16 protein-coding genes are annotated in these 20918 nt (G+C 45.3%); 11 read left to right on the forward strand and 5 right to left on the reverse strand.

The genetic code is table 11. The features are described from left to right. The first annotated feature begins 11 nt into the window (after positions 1-11). From DYADSP32_RS20465 to DYADSP32_RS20505, 9 genes are all read left to right on the forward strand, one after another. Entirely contained in the window at positions 12-701 is a 690-nt protein-coding gene (locus DYADSP32_RS20465) for a response regulator transcription factor (RefSeq protein WP_149241022.1), read from the forward strand. 88 nt (positions 702-789) lie between these two features. After that, positions 790-1029, forward strand: coding sequence for a 50S ribosomal protein L28 (gene rpmB, locus DYADSP32_RS20470; protein ID WP_149241021.1), 240 nt, complete (start codon positions 790-792; stop codon positions 1027-1029). Between the two features lie 122 nt (positions 1030-1151). After that, positions 1152-1643, forward strand: a complete 492-nt coding sequence (gene folK, locus DYADSP32_RS20475; RefSeq protein WP_149241020.1) for a 2-amino-4-hydroxy-6-hydroxymethyldihydropteridine diphosphokinase — start codon at positions 1152-1154, stop codon at positions 1641-1643. 254 nt (positions 1644-1897) lie between these two features. Then, entirely contained in the window at positions 1898-4270 is a 2373-nt protein-coding gene (locus tag DYADSP32_RS20480; RefSeq protein WP_149241019.1) for a TonB-dependent receptor, read from the forward strand. A gap of 20 nt (positions 4271-4290) precedes the next feature. Beyond that, the gene (locus DYADSP32_RS20485) at positions 4291-5223 is read left to right on the forward strand and encodes a DUF4249 domain-containing protein (RefSeq protein WP_149241018.1); all 933 of its coding nucleotides are present in this window, start codon (positions 4291-4293) and stop codon (positions 5221-5223) included. Between the two features lie 386 nt (positions 5224-5609). Then, positions 5610-6674 carry an outer membrane beta-barrel protein gene (locus tag DYADSP32_RS20490; RefSeq protein ID WP_149241017.1) on the forward strand — a complete coding sequence of 355 codons (1065 nt, stop codon included), beginning with the start codon at positions 5610-5612 and terminating at the stop codon, positions 6672-6674. Positions 6675-6869: 195 nt separating this feature from the next. After that, positions 6870-7253, forward strand: a complete 384-nt coding sequence (locus DYADSP32_RS20495) for a hypothetical protein (protein WP_414617930.1) — start codon at positions 6870-6872, stop codon at positions 7251-7253. 155 nt (positions 7254-7408) lie between these two features. Beyond that, the gene (gene secDF, locus DYADSP32_RS20500; RefSeq protein ID WP_149241016.1) at positions 7409-10387 is read left to right on the forward strand and encodes a protein translocase subunit SecDF; all 2979 of its coding nucleotides are present in this window, start codon (positions 7409-7411) and stop codon (positions 10385-10387) included. Positions 10388-10514: 127 nt separating this feature from the next. Continuing rightward, positions 10515-11975 (forward strand): amino acid permease, encoded by a 1461-nt coding sequence (locus DYADSP32_RS20505; RefSeq protein WP_149241015.1) that lies wholly within the window; start codon positions 10515-10517, stop codon positions 11973-11975. A gap of 82 nt (positions 11976-12057) precedes the next feature. Here DYADSP32_RS20505 and lhgO read toward each other — a convergent pair whose 3' ends face one another. The 3 genes from lhgO to DYADSP32_RS20520 form a co-directional block, all read right to left on the reverse strand. Further along, a complete protein-coding gene (gene lhgO, locus DYADSP32_RS20510; protein WP_149241014.1) occupies positions 12058-13257 on the reverse strand; it encodes an L-2-hydroxyglutarate oxidase in 1200 nt (399 codons plus the stop codon). A gap of 81 nt (positions 13258-13338) precedes the next feature. Continuing rightward, on the reverse strand, positions 13339-14082 hold the full coding sequence (locus tag DYADSP32_RS20515; RefSeq protein WP_149241013.1) for a response regulator transcription factor: 744 nt from the start codon (positions 14080-14082) through the stop codon (positions 13339-13341). A 5-nt stretch (positions 14083-14087) separates the two neighbouring features. After that, entirely contained in the window at positions 14088-15839 is a 1752-nt protein-coding gene (locus tag DYADSP32_RS20520) for a sensor histidine kinase (protein WP_149241012.1), read from the reverse strand. A gap of 213 nt (positions 15840-16052) precedes the next feature. Here DYADSP32_RS20520 and DYADSP32_RS20525 point away from each other — a divergent pair, with 213 nt between their 5' ends. Next, positions 16053-17777 carry a CsgG/HfaB family protein gene (locus DYADSP32_RS20525; protein ID WP_149241011.1) on the forward strand — a complete coding sequence of 575 codons (1725 nt, stop codon included), beginning with the start codon at positions 16053-16055 and terminating at the stop codon, positions 17775-17777. Positions 17778-17812: 35 nt separating this feature from the next. Beyond that, positions 17813-18352 carry an outer membrane beta-barrel protein gene (locus DYADSP32_RS20530; protein ID WP_149241010.1) on the forward strand — a complete coding sequence of 180 codons (540 nt, stop codon included), beginning with the start codon at positions 17813-17815 and terminating at the stop codon, positions 18350-18352. A 172-nt stretch (positions 18353-18524) separates the two neighbouring features. Here the strand turns inward: DYADSP32_RS20530 and DYADSP32_RS20535 are convergent, their stop codons facing one another. Both DYADSP32_RS20535 and DYADSP32_RS20540 read right to left on the reverse strand, forming a co-directional pair. Further along, the gene (locus tag DYADSP32_RS20535; protein ID WP_149241009.1) at positions 18525-19721 is read right to left on the reverse strand and encodes an anhydro-N-acetylmuramic acid kinase; all 1197 of its coding nucleotides are present in this window, start codon (positions 19719-19721) and stop codon (positions 18525-18527) included. Positions 19722-19781: 60 nt separating this feature from the next. Beyond that, a complete protein-coding gene (locus DYADSP32_RS20540; protein ID WP_414617931.1) occupies positions 19782-20876 on the reverse strand; it encodes a stage 0 sporulation family protein in 1095 nt (364 codons plus the stop codon). Positions 20877-20918 lie beyond the last annotated feature (42 nt).

Consider the following 20918-nt stretch of genomic DNA (forward strand, 5'->3'; position numbering starts at 1 on the left):
ATTGCCTTAAAATGAAAAGGAAAATCCTATACGTTGAAGACGACCCCAATCTCGCATTTGCCACGATGGATAATCTGGAAGCCAATGATTATGAAATTGTGCATGCCGCAGATGGAGAAAAGGCCTGGGAACTATTTGGTAAAGAACACTTTGATATTTGCGTGCTGGACGTAATGCTTCCCCGAATGGATGGATTCACACTGGCTGAACATATCCGAAATGTGGATAGGCAGGTTCCGATTTTGTTTCTGACGGCGCGTGCTTTGCAGGAGGATAAAATCAAAGGCTTACAACTGGGTGCCGACGATTATGTCACCAAGCCTTTCAGTATTCAGGAATTGATGTTGCGTATCGAAGTGTTTTTACGCCGGACCACCAAGGTGAATGCGGTTGTGGGCAAACCTGACAGCAATCGGATCGGGAAATACACTTTCGATTTTCAAAAGCTCACTTTGAGCACCGAAGGCCGTCTCCAGAACCTCACTTTCCGTGAAGCAGAAGTGTTGAAATACTTGTCGGAACGTATTGATCAGGTGATACGCAGGGATGAATTACTCAAAGCGATCTGGGGTGACGATGACTATTTTATGGGCCGGAGCCTGGATGTATTTATTTCCCGCCTGCGTAAATATCTGTCGTCCGATGAAGGAATCAGGATTGATAATATTCATGGTGTAGGCTTCCGGATGCGTGTTGCGTGATTTTTTTGAAAAATATGTTTTGTGAATACTTGCATCCAAAAAAATAATCGCACATATTTGCACCCTCATTTGGAAAAATAGTAAGGTCATGGCTAAGGTTTGTCAAATTACAGGTAAAAGAACTCGTGTTGGAAATAATGTTTCCCACGCTAACAATAAAACAAAACGTAAATTCTTCCCGAATTTGCAAAAGAAACGTTTCTTCCTGCCTTCTTCTGGAGAATGGGTTACGTTGAAAGTAGCTACTTCAGCTCTTCGTACCATCAATAAAAATGGTATTGAAGCAACGATACAAAAAGCATACGAAAAAGGAACTTTGACGTTCTGAATTTAGTACACTTTTACAAGGAAGGACTTCTCGCTTTTGGGAAGTCCTTTTTTTCGTATACTTGCTCGCACTGCATTGTCACCGATTAATCTGAGGTACCTTAATAATTCCCGACCTGAGCTATGCCAGATAAACATGTGCTGTACCTGCTTCTCGGTGCAAACCTGGGCGACAGAATGCAAAGTTTCCGTTCGGCAAAGGACCTCATCGAAGCACGTGTCGGTTGCGTAATATTGTCCTCTTCCGTTTATGAAACCGCTCCCTGGGGAGTTTTGGATCAGCCCTCGTTTCTCAATCAGGTATTGGCGGTCGAAACGGTACTGGCCCCACTGGACATACTCTCATGCATTTTATCTATAGAAAAGGAACTGGGACGTGTACGCCTGGAGCGTTGGGCAGCACGAATGATTGATATTGATATGCTGTATTACGACGATCTGGTGCTTGATGTCAGCCATCTGACTATTCCGCATCCGCGCTTACAGGATCGACGCTTTACACTGGCTCCTCTGGCCGAAATCTCCCCGGAGTTTTGTCACCCGCTGCTCAAAAGAACCAACCAGCAACTGCTTTCGGATTGCCCCGACGATAGTAGTGTGTTCATTTTTTCTTGAAAAAATTCTAATCTCAATTGTTGAGGTTATCCTGCCATTTAATCCATTCATTTCACTTTTTTGCTGGTTTATCACATTTAAAGTGACTATCAGCTTAATTGTTAGTTGTTTTGTGGAAATAACCTGGGTCTGCCAAATTTATTATTTCAGAAAGAAATGAGGGTAAAGCACGAGTTAGGTGTCACGCTAATAGGAAAAGTTCAATTTAACGCAATACGGGAGTCATTGTCCGGATATTAAATAAGTTAGCAATCATGAAAAAAAGGTTACTTGGAAGATGGTTTGGGTTATTATGGGTTTTGGCAAGCATATCTGCCTATGCACAGGAAAAGCACACGGTAAGTGGCTATGTGAAGGATGCCGCGAATGGTGAAGGCCTCATCGGCGTATCTGTATATGTGCGTGAAGCCGCTACGGGAGTTACCACCAATACGTACGGGTTCTACTCGATCACCCTTCCTGCGGGCACTTATGAGTTGGTGTATTCCTATATTGGATACCAGAAAATGGTTAAAACCGCAAACCTTAGCACCGATCAGACCATTAGCATTGAGATGAAGGATGAAGGCGAGAACCTTGCCGAGGTGACCATTTCGACCAAAAAAGAGGATGAAAATGTAAAAAGCATCGAAATGTCTGTAAATAAGGTGGAGATGAAAACCATCCGGAAAATGCCAGCGCTACTGGGGGAAGTAGACCTCATCCGTAGCATTCAGCTCCTCCCTGGTGTAACAACTGTGGGCGAAGGGGCGTCGGGTTTCAATGTACGCGGTGGCGATATTTCTCAGAACCTGGTACTGCTTGACGAAGCCCCCGTTTACAATTCGTCCCATTTGTTCGGATTTTTCTCTGTATTTAATCCCGATGCGGTTAAAGATGTAAAACTGATCAAAGGTGGGATTCCCGCCCAGTATGGTGGTCGCATTTCGTCTATTCTCGATGTACGGATGAAAGAGGGGAATGCCAAAAAGCGTGAAATCAACGGGGGAATCGGCACGATATTTTCTCGCTTAACTTACGAGCAGCCATTTGCCGCGGGCAAAGGTTCTTTCATTGTGGCCGGTCGCCGGTCTTATATCGACGTACTTGCGAAGCCATTTTTGAATAAAGATCTGCGTGACTCCAAATTCAGTTTTTATGATCTGACAGCCAAAGTGAATTACCGACTGGGCGAAAAAGATACCTTTTTTGCTTCCGGCTACTTTGGTAAGGACGTATTTGGTGGCGGAGATTTTGGTTTTGGCTGGGGCAATGCAACAGCAACAGGCCGCTGGAACCATATTTTTTCGAACAAGCTGTTTATGAACCTGACCGCTTTTTACAGCAATTACGATTATTCGCTGGGTCAAAACGCGGATGACGACAATGCCAGAGATAAGTTCGACTGGAAATCCAAAATTATCAGTAGCAGTGTAAAGCCTGATTTTACCTATTACCTCACACCCAACAACCAGCTTACTTTCGGTGGTCAGTACATTCGGTATGACTCACGTCCGGGTAAGGCGATTGCCGTCTCGGAGGGAGAAACCACCGACATCAGTCTTGAACCACGTTATGCGGATGAGTCAGCACTCTATATCGGAAACGAACAGAAGTTCTCTGATAAAATTTCATTGCAGTACGGCATTCGCTATTCTTATTTCCGAAGTCTTGGAGCGGGCACAGAGTACAATTACATTGAGGAAGTGAAAGGTCTGCGCAAGCAACCTGTTTTCCCCGGAACGACGTATAAAAAAGGGGAAATGATCAAGTCTTATGGTAACTGGGAGCCACGGGCATCGCTGAATATCGGGCTTAACTCCAATACCAGTATCAAAGCCAGTTACAATCGCACCGCTCAGTATCTGCACTTGTTGTCCAATACTGCGGCCAGTTCACCCCTGGATGTCTGGACATTGAGTTCAATCAATATTGCTCCTGAAAAGGCCGATCAGGTGGCATTGGGTTGGTTCCAGAACTTCCAGGATAATATGTATGAAGCTTCGGTCGAAGTGTATTACAAAAAACTATACAACCAGATCGACTACGTACCGGGATCCGATCTGCTCCTGAACCAGTTTGTGGCGGGAGACCTGCTTTTTGGAAAGGGCCGCGCTTACGGAGCGGAATTTTACCTCAAGAAAAACAAAGGAAAACTTACCGGTTGGGTCAGCTACACCTTGTCCAGAACCGAACGATTGGTGGAAACCATCAATAACAACGACTGGTTCCCGGCGAGGTTCGATAAGCCACACAACTTTACCTCCGTGGCCATTTATGATTTAACTAAAAGATTAACCCTTTCAGCCAACTTCACAATCGCAACGGGAACGCCCGCCACATTTGCAACAAACCGTTATGAAGTAAATGGCTGGGCATTGGGTAACAATTTTGAAGGAAAAAGGAACAACAGCAGAATACCGGCCTATCATCGCCTGGATCTGGCGGCTACTTTGAAATCGAAGAAAAAGCTCTTTAAGTCGGGAGATGGGGAGTGGGTATTTTCGGTATACAATGTGTACAACCGGAGGAATCCTTTCTCGGTGTATACCCGGGTGAATGAGGATAATGCTTTGAAAACTGAAGCTGTCAGGTATTCAGTGATCGGAAGTTTCATTCCTGCCGTTACGTATAATTTCAAGTTTTAAGCCATTGAAGATATTAAATTATGAAAAATACAATCGAAAAATATACAGCAAAATGGAGCATTTCGGGTATTCTGATGCTCATAATCATTACCGGCCTCACAAGTTGTGAAGATGTCATTGATCTTAAAAGTGATACCGGGCCCACACAGCTTGTGGTAGACGGCTGGATCACGAATCAGCCGGGACCTCAGACCATCAATCTGACCTGGTCGGCCGCATACTTTAATAACGACGCCGCGAAGCCCGTACTGGGTGCAGAAGTCACCGTAACCGATGATAAGGGTGTGGTTTACAATTTCAAAGATGTAGCGAATAACGGGAAATATGTTTGGGGTACCGCCAAAGATACATTGGGCCATGTGGGACGTATCTACACGCTGAGGGTGAAAAATCAGTCGGATGAGTATACGGCTGTGAACGCGATCAAACGTGTACCGGCAGTAGATTCCATTATTTATCAGAAGGAGACCTTACCCTTTAAGCCTGAAAAGGGGCCTAAGCAAGGATATATTGCTTCCTTTTATGCCCGGGATTTCGTAGGAGCAGGGGACACCTACTGGATCAAGCCCGTCATCAACGGAAAAGCCAGAGCGGATAAGCCAACCTCCATTATCATCGCTTACGACGCGGCATTCAATGCCGGTGCTCCTTCCGATGGGCTGATTTTTATCTTGCCTCTTCGCCAGGCGCTCACCTCAGATTCGCTGTATTCGGCTGGTGCATCTGTGGGTGCGGAGCTGCATAGTATTACCAACGAAGCGTTTGAATTCCTGAAACAGATAAGGGAGCAGGCTGCCAACGGAGGACTTTTTGCTGTTCCGATTCAGAATATCAAATCTAATGTTGTGAATACCAATCCTTCTGGACCAAAAGCGCTTGGCTTTTTTGGCGCGTCGGCGGTGACAAGGATGGAAACTGTGATTGACCCTGCAAAGGCGAGGCCTGAGGAATAAGTAGCAACAAAATACCAAGGATGAGCCACATGCAGGGAAACTTGCGTGTGGCTTTTTTTATCAATACATCCGATTTCACTATTGCTGGCGATCAAAACGGAGCCGGTATAATTTCTAGGAAAAACAAATGCATCTAGGTTTGGGGAATTTCTGAAAGTGGGCGTTTCAGTTTTTTTCAACGCCTAAAAAGCACGTAGAATTACGGGGTTTAACAAGTACTTTTTTAGCCTTTTTTACCATTAAATAACAAGTCTTGAAAAGCCGGGTGGAATATGGCAGGAATTAGAATTTTAAGAATACTTTTATGAGTCAGTCGTTGGGTTAAGGCGCTGTAAAAGAGCATTTATCCAAAGCAAAAAGCTGTTTAATTATTAAAATATTGCATCATGAAAGTATTTACAAAAACCCTGCTCGCACTCTCTATTCTCCTGGCCGTAACTGCTCAGGCGCAAACAACCAAAAAAGCGGCTCCGACCAAAACTGCGACGCCCGTTAACAAAACAACCGCGAAGAAGGCACCAGCAAAAAAGCCGGTACAGAATAATGCAGCCCGGGCGGCGGCCATAGCCAAAGCAAAGGAAGATTCAGTGGCGGCCGTGAATGCCCTGGCCATGCAAATGGCACGCCAGATTATCCGGGAAGACTCCATTAAAAAGGCGGAGGCTGCGGAACAACTGGCTGCTGAGGAAAAATTGAAACAGGAGCAGCTTCGTTCAGAACAAGAAGCAAAAAAAGCTGAAAAAAGCGAGAAAAATGTAAAAACAAAAGGCAAAAAAGAAGAGGTTGCCAAGGCTAAGTCTGAAAAAAAGGCAAAAGAGCCGGTAAAAAAAGTGCCGGATGAACTACGTCCTTCTGCCAAACCAGAAGTGGCCGAGGCGACTGGCCCTAAAACATGGATGGGGTTAAAAGCAATGGGTATTGGTGCGTTTACAGTGGGTAAAGATGTAACGTCACAATTTAAGCCATATATAGGTTACGGCGGAGGTTTGGTCGCGAATTTTGGATTGGGAAAACATCTTTCTTTTCAACCAGAGGTTTTATACGCTCAAGAAGGAGCCGTGCTCGAGGGGGAACTTGCGGGAGAAGAATTTAAGGCTTCGGTAGTAGCCAATGTAGTTCAGGTTCCGTTGCTGCTCAAATACTCTTTCGGGGCCTATAATAAGGGTTTTTTTATCAATGTAGGCCCTTATGGGAATTACCTGTTGAACACGGTTCTTAATGATAAGCTATCAGGCACTGGAAAAACGACCGACAAACCGGAAAAGACCGTTATCGACTACGGCGTTGCGGGAGGCCTTGGTGTGGCTGTTCCGCTCGGCAAAGGGCGATTACTGATAGAGGCAAGAGGAACTTATTTCCTGGGCTCCACAGAAAAGGACGAGGACGGATTGGATATCAAAATGGTTACGGGCGCATTTTCTCTGGGTTATCTTTTTCCCTTAGGTCGCTAAGCCGAATGTCCAAAAATGCACTTAGGGCCGCCGGTTGAAATCCTGGCGGCCTTAATTTTTATCAAAAGTAAGTTTCAATTCAAGTACTATACGGAGGCAGTTTCTTTTGGATTTGGAACAATTTCAAAATATATATTTGCGATTGTAATATTTTACGTTAACATTTGCGGTTTAAATGAAAGACCTGTTTTGCCCGTGAAAACGAAGCGTATCATTAACCAGACAATCACCTTATTACTTGCGACCATGCTTCTGCTGGTGGCGGGTATCAAGTCATGGTCGTCGGTACAGCACGATACGATAAAAAAACTTCCGGTTGCTGCGAAATCCCTTTTTCAGGATGGCCAGGCTGAAAGCCCGGATGATAACCAGGCCAGGGTCACTTCACTTTCGCTGGATGCGGTGATTACGCCCGCTATCTCCTTCGATTTTTGTCAGTATTTTTATTTCTCCCCACAGCCTGTCTGGGATTTTATTCAGGAAGAATCTGAAATAAATGTCTTTCCGGAACAGCCATACTTTTTATTCACAGGCTTTGCGCGAATTTTTGGTACTTACGTAGTCACCAACGCGCCCTGATCACGTTTCTCCTTGTTGCGGTGCATACTGCTCCTGCATCCTGTACAGGCTGCATAAAGCAGTTAATTTCTACCTTTTTTACTTAATTCCGAAACGGCTGACCTGCGTGTTGGCTCTCTTTCAATTCTGTATCATCCAATTTTTACAAAATACCAATGACTAATAAAAACGGAATAATCGGGTTGACGCTTGTCGTTGCCCTGATCTGTGTCTATTACCTGTCGTTTACGTTTGTTTCGCGTAACATAAAGGGAAAGGCAGAAGCTTATGCAACCAATGCCGAAGGCAAGGTCGACCTGACCAAAAAGCAACGTTACATTGATTCGCTATGGCGTGAAGAGGTTTATCTGGGACAGACGCTCCAGGAGGTAATGGAGCGGGAGTTAAGCCTGGGGCTGGATTTACAAGGAGGTATGCACGTGGTTCTGGAGGTTTCACCTGTGGATATCCTTCGTGGAATGGCGGGCGGAAATGCACGTAGTGCAGCCTTTCAGCAGGCGTTAAAAAAAGCGGGTGAAGACAAAAAAGCGAGCAATAGCTCTTTTGTGAACCTATTTGTAAAGGCGTATAAAGAAGCTGCACCCAACACCAGCCTGGCAAGTGTATTTTCCAACAGTGCCAACCGCGGAAAAATCAACAGCAATTCCTCCGAAAGTGACGTTATTAAGATGCTCAATACAGAGGTGGATGGATCCATCGACAGGGCGTTTCAGATCACACAGGCGCGTATTGACAAGTTTGGCGTAACCAACCCAAATATTCAACGTCTGCCTGGAAAAAATCAGATACTTGTTGAACTTCCCGGTGTGGACAATCCCGAACGTGTGCGCCGCTTATTATCAGGGGCAGCAAAGCTGGAGTTTTCAGAGGTGTATTTAACCAATGAACTGGCGGCAGGCCTGGATCAGCTAGGAAAGTACCTTACTAAACAAGCAGAAATAGAGAAAGCTGCTGCCAAGCCAGGTGTTGCAGCAGCAACCGACACCACCAAGAAAACCGGGTTGACCGGACTGGCGGCTCAGCTGGAGCAAAAGGGAGCGGATTCTACCAAAACGGATTCTTCGGCATTGGCAGCACAGAGTGCCGCATTGACCAATCTTTTTGTTCCAATGCCTCAGGGATTGGGCGTTTATATGAAAGACACTGCCCGTGCAGGTGAAATTCTACGCAGGCCGGAGGTTCGGTCATTCTTCCCGGCTGATCTTGTATTCATGTGGGATCGTAAGCCATCAGATGGAGCCACCAACAACCAGCTTATTCTGCCTTTGTACTTTATCAAAAAAGCGAACGGACAAGCTGCTATGGAGGGTGATGTTATTGTGGATGCGACACACGACTATGACGATCGTGGGCGCCCAGAGGTAACCATGCGTATGAATGGAGAAGGCGCGCGTAAATGGAAAACACTGACTGCCCGTAGTATCGGACGCCCGGTGGCGATTATTATCGATGATCTGGTTTATACAGCGCCGACCGTTCAGGGTGAAATTCCTAACGGGAACTCAAGCATTACGGGTAATTTTACCGTAGAGGAAACCAAGGATATGTCCAACGTGCTTAAAGCAGGGAAATTACCAGCCCCTACCCACATCGTAGAAGAGGCTGTAGTGGGTTCCACACTGGGTTCAGAGGCCATCCGTGATGGTGTTATTTCTTCGTTGGTTGGATTGGTGATTGTATTGGTATTTATGCTTGCCTATTACGGCGGAGCAGGTTGGATTGCCGATTTGGCGTTGTTTGTCAACCTGTTCTTATTGATGGGTATTATGGCATCTCTGGGTGCAGTTTTGACGCTTTCAGGTATTGCGGGTATTGTACTCACCATTGGTATGGCCGTGGATGCGAACGTACTTATTTATGAAGGAATAAAAGTGGAGATTCAGGAAGGGAAGCCTTTCAAACAGGCAGTCACAGATGGCTTCAAGCATTCCTTGACGGCGATCCTGGACTCCAATGTTACCACGCTTCTGACGGGTATCATTCTATATATTTTTGGTACAGGACTTGTAAAAGGATTTGCCACAACGCTGATCATAGGACTTGTAACCTCTCTTTTCACAGCCATATTCATCACACGTTTATTTCTCGAAGCGCAGATCAACAAGGGTAAGTCGTTTAAATTTTATTCGGGTCTGACCAAAAACTGGTTTAAGGATAACAACTTCGATTTCGTATCGCAGCGCCGGACCTTTTACATCGTGTCTACAATCATTATGGTAATCGGTGTAGGGTCGTTTATTTTCAAAGGTTTTGGCTTGGGTATCGATTTCAAAGGAGGACGCTCCTATGTGGTTCGGTTTGATAAGGAAGTGGATACGGATGAGCTGCGTTCGGCGATGAAGCTGGTACTCGGTGCGAGTCCTGAGATCAAAACCTACGGTGGTGCGGATCAGGTGAAGATTACCACAGACTATCTGGTTGATGATATTACTCCCGATGCCGATCAGAAAGCGGATGACAAAATCATGGAAGGGGTTGGGAAAATGAAAGACAACAAGGGTAAAATCGAAAGCTCTTCCAAAGTCGGCCCGACCATCGCCTACGATACGATGATTTCGGCAGTGTACGCTATTTTGCTTGCCCTTGCTGCCAACTTTGCATACATCTTTATCCGTTTCAAAAGACTTGCGTTCAGTTATGGTGCAGTGGTATCGCTGGCCCATGACGTGATCATCATTCTGGCTGTTTACTCGCTCTTTAACGGCTGGATTCCCTATATTTCTCTGGATATCGATCAGGCGTTCATTGGAGCAATCCTGACCATGATTGGATATTCGATGAATGACACCGTTGTTATTTATGACCGTATCCGGGATTACCTTGCTGATGACAAGTCGCGTGGTGAAAGCTTACCAACTGTCATCAACAATGCACTTAACAGTACTTTGAGCCGTACCGCGGTGACAGGTATATCGGTGATATTGGTATTATTGGTACTTATTATTTTCGGAGGAGAAGTGCTTCGCGGGTTTACATTCTGTATGCTCCTTGGGGTAATTGTGGGAACCTATTCATCTCTGTTTGTAGCTGCGCCGATCGTAGTGGATCTGCTTCAGCGCGAAAAAAGCAAAGAGCCTGTTTTAGCCGTGGCTGATGCAGGAGCAGTAGTACCTGGAAAGAAAATCAAAGGATAGTATTGAGAATGTAAAAAGGGGGAAAGTTTACTTTCCCCCTTTTTATTCTTCAGACTATACGTACTTAGCAAATTTTATTTTAGTTTTAAGGTATATTGAAATCACTACTACAACAACTTAACTCTTTATGGCAAATCAACTTTGGTTAAAGAAGCCTATTGACAAATTGATGAAGGAAGCAAGCGGAGAGGGGAATCTGCTAAAACGATCCTTAGGCTCTGCCAGCTTGGTTGCACTTGGGATTGGAGCAATTATAGGAGCGGGGCTTTTTTCATTAACAGGTATCGCCGCTGCCGAACACTCAGGCCCGGCCGTTACCATATCATTTATTCTTGCTGCTGTGGGATGCGGTTTCGCCGGTCTTTGTTATGCCGAGTTTGCCTCCATGATTCCCATCGCAGGGAGCGCGTATACTTATTCCTATGCTACCATGGGTGAATTTGTGGCCTGGATCATCGGGTGGGACCTGGTGCTTGAATATGCGCTGGGTGCTGCCACAGTATCGGTAAGCTGGTCACGATACCTGCTCGAGTTTCTTGGAAAGTTTGGTATTAATCTTCCTACACAACTGGTATGTTCGCCATTCGAAATTGTAAAATTGAGTAATGGAACCATCATAGATAATGGGATTGTAAATCTGCCGGCCATTTTTATCGTCTGCATGTTGTCGCTTCTTTTGATCCGGGGTACGGAGGGGTCTGCATTTTTGAACAACCTCCTGGTTGTTGTTAAAGTGGCAGTGGTACTGATCTTTATCTCATTGGGATGGAGTCATATCAATCCTGACAATTATGTTCCTTACATTCCGGCAAATACCGGCAATTATGAGAACTTCGGGTGGAGTGGTATTGCAACGGGGGCTGCTGTTGTGTTTTTTGCATTTATAGGTTTCGATGCCGTTTCTACGGCAGCTCAGGAAGCCAAAAATCCTCAAAAGGGTATGCCGATCGGAATTTTGGGTTCATTGGTGGTTTGTACCATTTTGTATGTCCTTTTTGCACACGTTATGACGGGCCTTGTGAAGTACACCGAGTTTGCCAACGATGCCAAGCCGGCGGCAACAGCATTTGCAAAAACTGGCTACGACAGCTTGCAAACCGGGTTGATCATCGCTATCCTGGCTGGATACACTTCGGTAATGCTGGTCATGCTTTTAGGACAAAGCCGGGTGTTTTATTCGATGAGCCGTGACGGGCTGTTACCCAAGTTTTTCAGCGATATACATCCTAAATTCAGTACGCCATGGAAAACCAATCTTTTTTTCATGGGCTTTGTAAGTATTTTTGCCGGACTGGTTCCTGTAAGTGATCTGGGACATATGGTGAGTATCGGAACGTTGTTCGCGTTTTGTCTCGTGTGCGTTGGGGTATGGATGTTGCGTGTCAAAAGGCCTGATCTTCATCGCTCATTTCGTACACCATTAGTACCTTTTGTACCCATCATGGGCATTTTTGTTTGCCTTTATCTCATGTATTCGCTACCCATTGAAAGCTGGTATCGTCTGGCCATCTGGCTTGCCATTGGTTTTGCCGTATATTTTGGCTATGGTAAAAAGAATAGCAAGCTGGGCAAAGAGAGTAAACTATAATTGGCTTGATTTAAAATAAAACTGCCTGGCTTCGATGTGATGCCAGGCAGTTTTTTTGATACCAATCATTGTCAGTAACACCCTACATTCTTGCCAAAACACGTTCAGACACCGTCTGTCCGATGGATAAGGAAGATGTAGCTGCCGGTGAAGGGGCGTTGCAGACGTTGATGGCACCTTTGTTTTCAACAATCGAAAAGTCATCGAGCAGCCCGCCATCGTAGTCACATGCCTGTGCACGTACACCGGCGCCACCGGGAACCAGGTCTTCACGCTGAATCTCGGGAATCAGTTCCTGTAAAGCCTTCGTAAATGCTCCTTTGGAGAAAGATCGGTAGTATTCTCCCATGCCTGTTTTCCAGTATTTTGTAGCAACTTTCCGGAATCCGGGCCAGGCCAGCGCTTCAAATAGCTCCGGGAAATCAATATCGGTTTTTTTGTATCCCTCTCTTTTAAAGGCAAAAACGGCGTTGGGCCCGGCTTCCACGCCACCATCGATCATTCGGGTAAAGTGCACACCCAGGAAAGGGAAGTTAGGATCGGGAACCGGATAGATCAGGTTTTTGACCAAATGATGCTTTTCCGGCCGTATTTCATAATATTCACCACGGAAAGGTATGATGCGGACTTTGATGTTTTCAGGCTGGGTAAGTTGAGCCACTTTGTCGGAGTATAACCCGGCACAGTTGACAACGAGCCTGGTTTCAAATACCTGTCCCGTGGCCGACACCACTTCTGAATGGGTATTGCGGTTTTTTATTTCTGTCACTTTTTCGCCAAACCGGATTTCCCCATCCAGTTTTTGCAGGCATTCGGCGTATTTTTCGGAGACTGCGGTATAATTGATAATGCCGGTGTAAGGCACCCATATTCCCTGAATGCCCCTCACGTGCGGTTCTATCTCCCGTATTTCAGCAGCTGTGATCATGCGGTTCTGCAGCAGGCCATTTTGCATGCCACGGTCATACAGATTTTTCAGAAGTGGTTTTTGACTTTCATTCGTAGCCACCACTACTTTTCCACACAAGTCGTATGGTACACCCTCGCGATTGCAAAAATCAAGAAGCATCTGGTAGCCCCGGATGCAGTTCGTTGCTTTCAGGCTACCTGGTTTGTAGTATAGTCCCGAATGGATAACGCCACTGTTGTGTCCGGTCTGATGTTTTGCCACGCCACGCTCTTTTTCTAAAAGCAACACTTTGAGAGATGGACGCTGTTCTTTGATACGGAGTGCTGTGGCCAGGCCTACAATTCCGCCTCCGATGATTGTGATGTCGTACATGGGTTAATCTTTATTCTACTGCAAAGAAAGGGCTAGAGAATGAATTATTAGCAGGCTGCATTATTTTGTTACCAAAGTAATCTATTTGGTACGAATCACTTTGATTGTTTTTAAGAGATTCTTTCGGTTTGCTTCGGAGATTTCGACCGCCACTCGCCCTTCTCCCATGTAAATATGACTGCGATCTATTTGTTTGAGGTGGTCCAGATTTATGAAAAGAGACTTGGAAAGGCGCATGAAATTATCTGTTGTAAAGTACTTCACCAACGTACCCAGATTGGTGCCAATCATATGAGGTGTTTTTTCATGGGTGAGATAAATATCCGTGCAGTGGCCCTGTGCTTTAAGAAACAAAATCTCATCCTTTTTTACCTGCTCGTGACCATTTTTGGAAGGGAAGTAAAAAAAATCGGAACTCCTCTGGCTAACGGTTTCAGGAGTCGGTCTTTTTGGGAAATTTTCGTACGCAAGTTGCACCTGAATAAGTAATTCGGCGGGTCTGAAGGGTTTAAACAAATAAGAGGCTGGCTCGGTCTCCGTTGCTTTTTCTATCATACCACCCTCCGTGTGCCCCGTAAGGTAGATAAAAGGAATCCAAACTTGATTCAGAATGTCTTTTACAATGCGAATACCGGCATCCTCTACCATGCCCAAAGTGATGTCTACTATGGCCAGTTCCGGAGGATTGTTCTTAACTAATTTCATAGCTTCCTTAGAATCTCTGGCTATTCCGGTTACAACGTGGCCGGCGCCTTCCATGGAAGATTTTAGATCCATGGCAAAGATTAAGTCGTCCTCAACAATTAAAATTTTAATCGATTTCATAGTCGTTACTTACTAAACTCCATGGTAAATGTAGTACCACCTGCCGTCGAAAACTTATAGATACCATAAATCTGTTGCACCTGTAATTCAATGAGTTGCATTCCAAATGGCCGGTTTTGGATTTCTTCGTTTTTATCGGATAATTGTTTTATCCACGCATACTCTTTTATTCCGGGGCCGTTATCTGAAACCTGTAGTGTGATCTCGCCATCCAACGCTGTGCAAGTAATAGCTAACGTGGGTTTCTCATGATCCGGGAATGCATATTTGCATGCATTGATAATCAGCTCGGTTAGTATCAAACCGATTGGAATTGCCTTTTCGAGGTCCAGTTTAATTGGCTCAATATTGTAGTGGTGCACAATATGGGCATACCCGCAGGAATACAATGCACCATCAGCCAGCTCGGGAATAAATTCGGCAAGGTTAATTGCGACCGGGTCGAGGCTGTCGTAGAGCTTTCGCTGAATGAGCGCCATGGCCTGCACACGTAAGCGGCTTTCTTCTACCGCCTGCCTGGCGCCGGCATCCGAAAGAAGTCTTGCCTGCATATTTAGCAGGCTGGAGACCATTTGCAAGTTGTTTTTTACTCTGTGGTTTTGTTCACGGACCAAATGCTCGTTACGGATACTTGTTCTTTGATTTTGACGATAGAGGCGATAGAAAAGCAGGGTTAGCGTAGTGGTTATTGCCAGTAGAATAACGGTGACCGCAATAAAATACTTTTGTAATCTTACCAATCTGTTGTTCAAATCCAATTCTCGCTTTTGCAAATCAAGCTTCAGGATGGCTTTTTCCGATTCCAGTTCCTGGGTGATCGCACCAAGCGTTTTATCATTGTCTATGGTTTCGGATTCGTTTTCCAGATGACGCAAAACAAATAGCTGTTCGTGGGCCTCTCTCCAGTTTTTTGTTATGCGGTAGTGATGCAGGTATCCCAGAATTAGATGCCTTTGGAGATTAAAGTCCTGAATGCCCTTTTTTTGGTAAGTTTTTTTCGCTTCTTCCAGGATTTGGAAGGCGCGATTGATCTTGTTGGCCGAAACAAGTGCGTTGGCAAGGTCAATGGAAACATGAATTAGGTTTATGTCATCTTTAATTTTTTTGGCTATAAAGATGGATTTCTGATAGGGCTCCAGGAAGTGTCGCAGATCACCGATGGAAGTATAAAGGCTGCCGATTCGTGAATATGCTTTCAGGATAATGGCCGAGTCCGGTATGTTTTCTGCTATTTTAAGTTGTGTTTGGTAATAGTACAGGATGCTGTCAAACCGTGGTTTGTGATTTTTCAATAGGTCGGGTTCGGTCCATCGCCAGTGATAGGCGCCTCCCAGCATGCCATAGGCGAGCGCAAGCCCCTGAGGTGAATTGATTTGCTTAAAGACTTTTATGGCTTTTTCGATGTAATTAAAGTCTTCCCGGGAGTTGGGCTTAAGACTTAAATTATCACAGATACTTAAATAAATGTTGCCCAGCTCAAAAGAAGGAGGCTCCGACTCCAGAATGTGCATGGACTTGATGTAAAATCTTTTTGCCTGTATGTTATTTCCTGCCTTGGCGTAGGTGTTTGCATACGCATAGAATGCTTTTGCGAGAAGAACGGAGTCCTTGTCCTTAATGGCCTGAAGTTCCAGACTTCGGGCAAGTGATAGATTCTTTTGATCAATTATTAGCGGTTGCCCGACAGATAAATGGCTTAAAAAAGAGATGATTAAAGTCAGTATAGGTGCTTGGGAAGCCCTAGAACGAAATTTCATAACGCTGATAAGAAAGGTATTCTGCCAAATCTAAGGAAATTGTGACAAATAAAACCCTTGAAAATAAAAAATCGGTTACTTCTTTTCACACATATTTTCAGGTTAGAAAATAGGCTCATTTTGTTGGAAAAAAGAGGAGGCAGGTCAGAAGCAGTTTGAACGGGAAGTTGGCAGATTACAAATTTGTAACCGAAATACTTCTCTCCGTTTGTTATGATAGGACGTTATACTAAACCTTTGCAGTCATCCCGTTTCTGCTGCATTTTCCTTTTGCTTAGCTCACAATTCCTATTTACGATTTGCCTGGCTCAAAAGAAGGGCAAAGAGCCAGAAATAACCATGGAGCAGGTTGCCGAAAAATGCAAAGGTCTGCCTAGAAACCAACGCGTTATTGTGAAGGTTGCCCGCTTTAGTGTCTCTACTAAATCAACGGAGGCCAATGCAACCTTCGGTGACGAACTGGCCACAATGCTCACTTCTGCATTGCAACAAACAAACTGTTTCAGGGTATTGGAAACCAACAAGAATCTGATGGATTCCAGGGGTGAAACTGCCATGGCACAGAATGGCGGGGTTGCAAATGGTTATGGCCCGCAGGCCGGGCAGATGCTGGGGGCACAATTGGTTGTTACGGGTGAGATCACCGATTTCAGTGAAGGGTCGTCGGAGACGAATATCATGGGGGTGGGTAGTAAGAAAAACAGGGCTACGATTGGCTTTAACCTGAAGGTTTTGAATCCGGAGACAGGCGAACTTTTGTTCAGCAAGGATGTAAATATGCAGGGATCCAATTCGGGCAAAGTTTTTGACCTATTTGGCGTAAAAACGTCCAGCAGCAGCGAGAATAGAGCTGTTCAGGACGCTACACAAAAGGCGATTATTAAAGCCGTGGAAATTCTGGCCGATGAAAAGGATAACATGGACATTCCCGCTCCTCAGAAACCCAAAGAAATAAAGCACTATACCGCACAAAATTGTACAATGCTTCGCTCGGGCTCACCGAAGGTAATCATTCTGGTTACAGAGGCGACGACTGCCGGCACCTCCCACGGCGACAGCAACGAAGACCTGGAGAGGCGCGAAAGGGAAATGTATTTGCGCCAACAGGAAGCACTCACAACGGCGATCACCGACGTATTCAAATCCAAGGAGAGAAGAAGAAGGGAAGAAGAAGAGCGGAAACAAGCTGCGACCACAACCCAAACTTCCGCAACCGCCGACATCAAAAAAGTGGTGATTGAACAAACTGCAACTGAAACAGAGTTAACGCGTCACTTTGTTGAGGCTGGTTTTCGGGTTGTCGATCCTAAGATTTACGGTAAAATGAAGCAAATGTCAGACTCTACGGGCGATTTGGGCCAAATGGCTGCGTTGGGTCTTAAAATGGGAGCCAATATTATCATCACCGGCCAGGCTATATCGGAAAGAACGAATAGCCAGGGTGGTATGGTTTCGTGCCGTGCCCGACTGGAAATCAGAGTGATTTCCACAGAAGACGGATCCATACTGGCCACCAATACCATTGCCGCCGGTGGGGTTGATGTTTCGGAAGCTGTTGCAAATAAAATAGCGTTTCACAATGCCTCGGAAAACATGTCGCAGTACTTGATGGAAAGGCTTTGCGGGATGAATATCCAGTTTACGGGATCGAATGGCGGGAAATCAACAAGCAAAGCCACCGCGATTACAGCAGGAGTGATTACCGAAGTCAATGTGGCAAACGTTAATTTTTCAAAGCTGCAATCCCTGGCAATGATACTTACAAAAAACCCAAAAGTAAAGAGTGTGAAAAAATCCCTAAAGGGTACGGATGGTATGCTGACTGTAGAGCATACAGGAAGCACGGACGAGTTAATTGAGTCTTTGGGGAAAGTAGCGACTGTGAAATTTGAGGTGGCCGAGCTCGAAGAAGGGAAAGCCAAAATTGCCATGTTATAGTTTTCAATGTTTTATATTAATTCTCTTCTATTTTTATGAAATTCTTTATCAAGCTAAGTTCAATCTGTTTTGCGTTTGTTTTAGTCTCGCAATTTGCCTCAGCGCAATCTGATAATTATGGTCGCTTCAAGGGGGATATTACGGCTGGTTATTCCTATCCGATAGATTTGGAGAGCAAGTTTGGTTTCAATTTTTCGATTGAACCAAAGTATAATGTAACCGACAACATCGCCGCTGGTTTAAAAATGGAGGCCGCTGTTTTTTTGGGAGACAGCTATGACGAAGGCACTGGTGCAATAATCATGAGGTCTTACAGCGCAACAGGAGAATATTATTTCAGTCAAAAAAAGACACGTCCGTATGCCGGTCTGGGACTGGGCGTATATCAAAGGATCCTGACTTCTGCTGATGAGGAAGTGAGTACCGTTTTTAACGACAAGGCATTGTTTGGATTTGCGCCGAGAATTGGCGTTCAGGTAGGGCAATTCCGGTCGGGACTTGAGTTTAATATTGCCCAAAAGAATACCTACTTGTCCTTAAAAATTGGTGCAACAATCGGAGGGAAGCGTAAATAAGTCGGTGGTTTCTTGCTTTATCTTTTTCTGCGGAAAATGTTAAAGCTATTTCAAGAGAGATTAATGTGGTTCAGGACGTTGGCTACATTGAATTTCAAATTAACGAGGGACGGCCTTCCAGGGTCAACCTGTTTAATTGGTCTTTTGGCGCCAAGTAATCGTAACCAAACTGCTATTCCGGAAACGACACCTTCCCCATGGTTACACCCGGTATGCCCTCTCTTGCACCGAAAGACATGTTTGAGCCGGCGACGGTTTCGTTAGCCAGCACCGCGAACAATACCGCTTCCTTTGCATCGCCGGAAATCCCCAGATCATCGAGCTGATATAATGGGTAACTGTGCAGCTGGTCCTGTATCGCTTTCATTAGGACTGGGTTATGTGCTCCGCCACCACTGGCGTAGATCACATAGGGTTGCGAAGGATCGGTGCCTCGTTTTATGGCATCGACGATGGTGTCGGCGCTGAGCTGAGTGAGCGTTGCGATAATGTCGTTTCGAGACAAAGAAGACAACCTTGATTTTTGTATCGCTGTTTCAACGTAGTCAAAATTAAATACTTCGGGACCCGTTGTTTTAGGGAATGGCAAACTGAAAAAAGCTTTGCTTTTTAACTCCTCCAGTAATACATCATTCACAATTCCTTTTGCCGCTATTTCACCATTTTCGTCATAAGGTTTTCTGAAAAAACGACGCATGTAGGCGTCTAACAGGGTGTTGCCAGGGCCGGTATCTGTGGTGAAAATAGTGTTGGAGTTCAGATCACCGGATAATAACGTAAAATTGGCAATACCGCCCATGTTGAGCAGTATCCTGTTCTCACCCTTTTTGGAGAACAGGAAGTAATCACCGTAAACAGCCAGTGGCGCGCCTTCTCCTCCTGCGGCAATGTGCTTTTGCCGGAAGTCGCTCAGTGTGATAATACCCGTGGTAACAGCTACATGGTCACCATCTCCAATCTGAAGGGTTGAATTCGGGTAGTCGGGAAGGCGGTGTTGCTTTTTAGGGGCATGAAATACAGTCTGGCCGTGACTGGCTATCAGGTCAATTTCGTTGGTTGGAATGCCCCATTCCTGCAGGCATTGTAATATCATTTCTCCATGGCGAATCCCGATATATGGATTCAGTACACAAAGATCCTGAAAGTCTATTTCGCGTTTGGCAAATATTTTTCTGATACGTTCCTTCAGATCTTCGCTATACGGTACCGTGGCAAACTGCTTCAATGTGAGTTCTGTATTGGTACCAGCGCCCGTAATTTCGCAAAGTGCCACATCAAGGCCGTCCAGGGACGTACCTGACATGAGGCCTATAATGTTTCTCTTGTCCTGATGGGCAATGCGATGAAGTGTGTCAATATGTTGTTTCAAAGAAGTATCGTTTTAACAGCTTTAAAAACGGCCCGCAAGTTCCTGATGCGAGCCGTTACACTAATTCTTGGCCTGAGGCGCTGCTACAGCAGCCTGTGGCTTGTTGCCATTTTTATTTTTCCCCGAGCGGTTCTTTTTCTTCTTTTTCTTCTTCTGCTCGTCGCTGTATTTCCGATCCAGGTTTTCCAGGTCGCTGTTTAGTTTCGCGGGGCCTTTGTCGAGGCTTCGCTCAGGCTCAGGTGTGAGAATTTCCAGTGACTCCGGAATGATATCCTTTTTATTCAGTTCTATTATTTCCAAAACCTTGCTGATCGCTACGGGATACCAATTGGTGTCCTTTTCAAAGCCAAACCACATGATTTTTTTAAATATGTCGGTTTTTTGCAGCGTGGCAACGCCTTTTTTTGTTTTTAAGGGTGCGTCCACCGTGGGAATATCCCTCAGGGCATCGATATAGGTTTCCAGCTCGTAATTGAGACAACATTTCAGACGCCCGCACTGGCCGGAAAGTTTGGCGGGATTCAGCGAAAGATTCTGATATCTGGCGGCCGATGTAGAAATATTCTTGAAATCGGTAAGCCATGTGGAGCAGCATAATTCCCTGCCACAGGATCCCAGACCACCCAGTCTGCTGGCTTCCTGACGCATGCTGATCTGTCGCATCTCAATTCTCACTTTGAATTCAGACGCCAATGATTTGATCAGCTCCCGAAAATCGACCCGTTCCTCTGAGGAATAGAAGAAGGTAGTTTTTGTATTATCTGATTGAAATTCAACATCCGACAGCTTCATATTCAGCTTCATTTCCCGGATAATTTCCCGCGTGCGATACAAAGTAGGCATTTCTCTTGCCATTGCCTGGGTATGTTTGTCCAGGTCTTTCTCGGACGCTACACGATAGATTACCTGAATATCGTCACTGATAACCAGATTTTTTTTCTTCATCTGAAGGCGTACCAGCTCTCCCTGTAACGACACGGTGCCGATATGCTGGCCGGAGGTCATCTCGCAGACTACAAAGTCACCGGTAATGAGGTCGAGCTGATTTACATTACGGAAATAATCCTTACGTCCACCTTTGAATCGAACCTCAACAACATCAAAACGCTGGCTAACCGGAATATCCATGTTGCTTAGCCAGTCGAAAACATTCATTTTATTACATCCTGTACTGCAGGTTCCATTACTTCCACATCC

The organism is Dyadobacter sp. 32, from assembly GCF_902506755.1.
Classification (GTDB): Bacteria; Bacteroidota; Bacteroidia; order Cytophagales; family Spirosomataceae; genus Dyadobacter.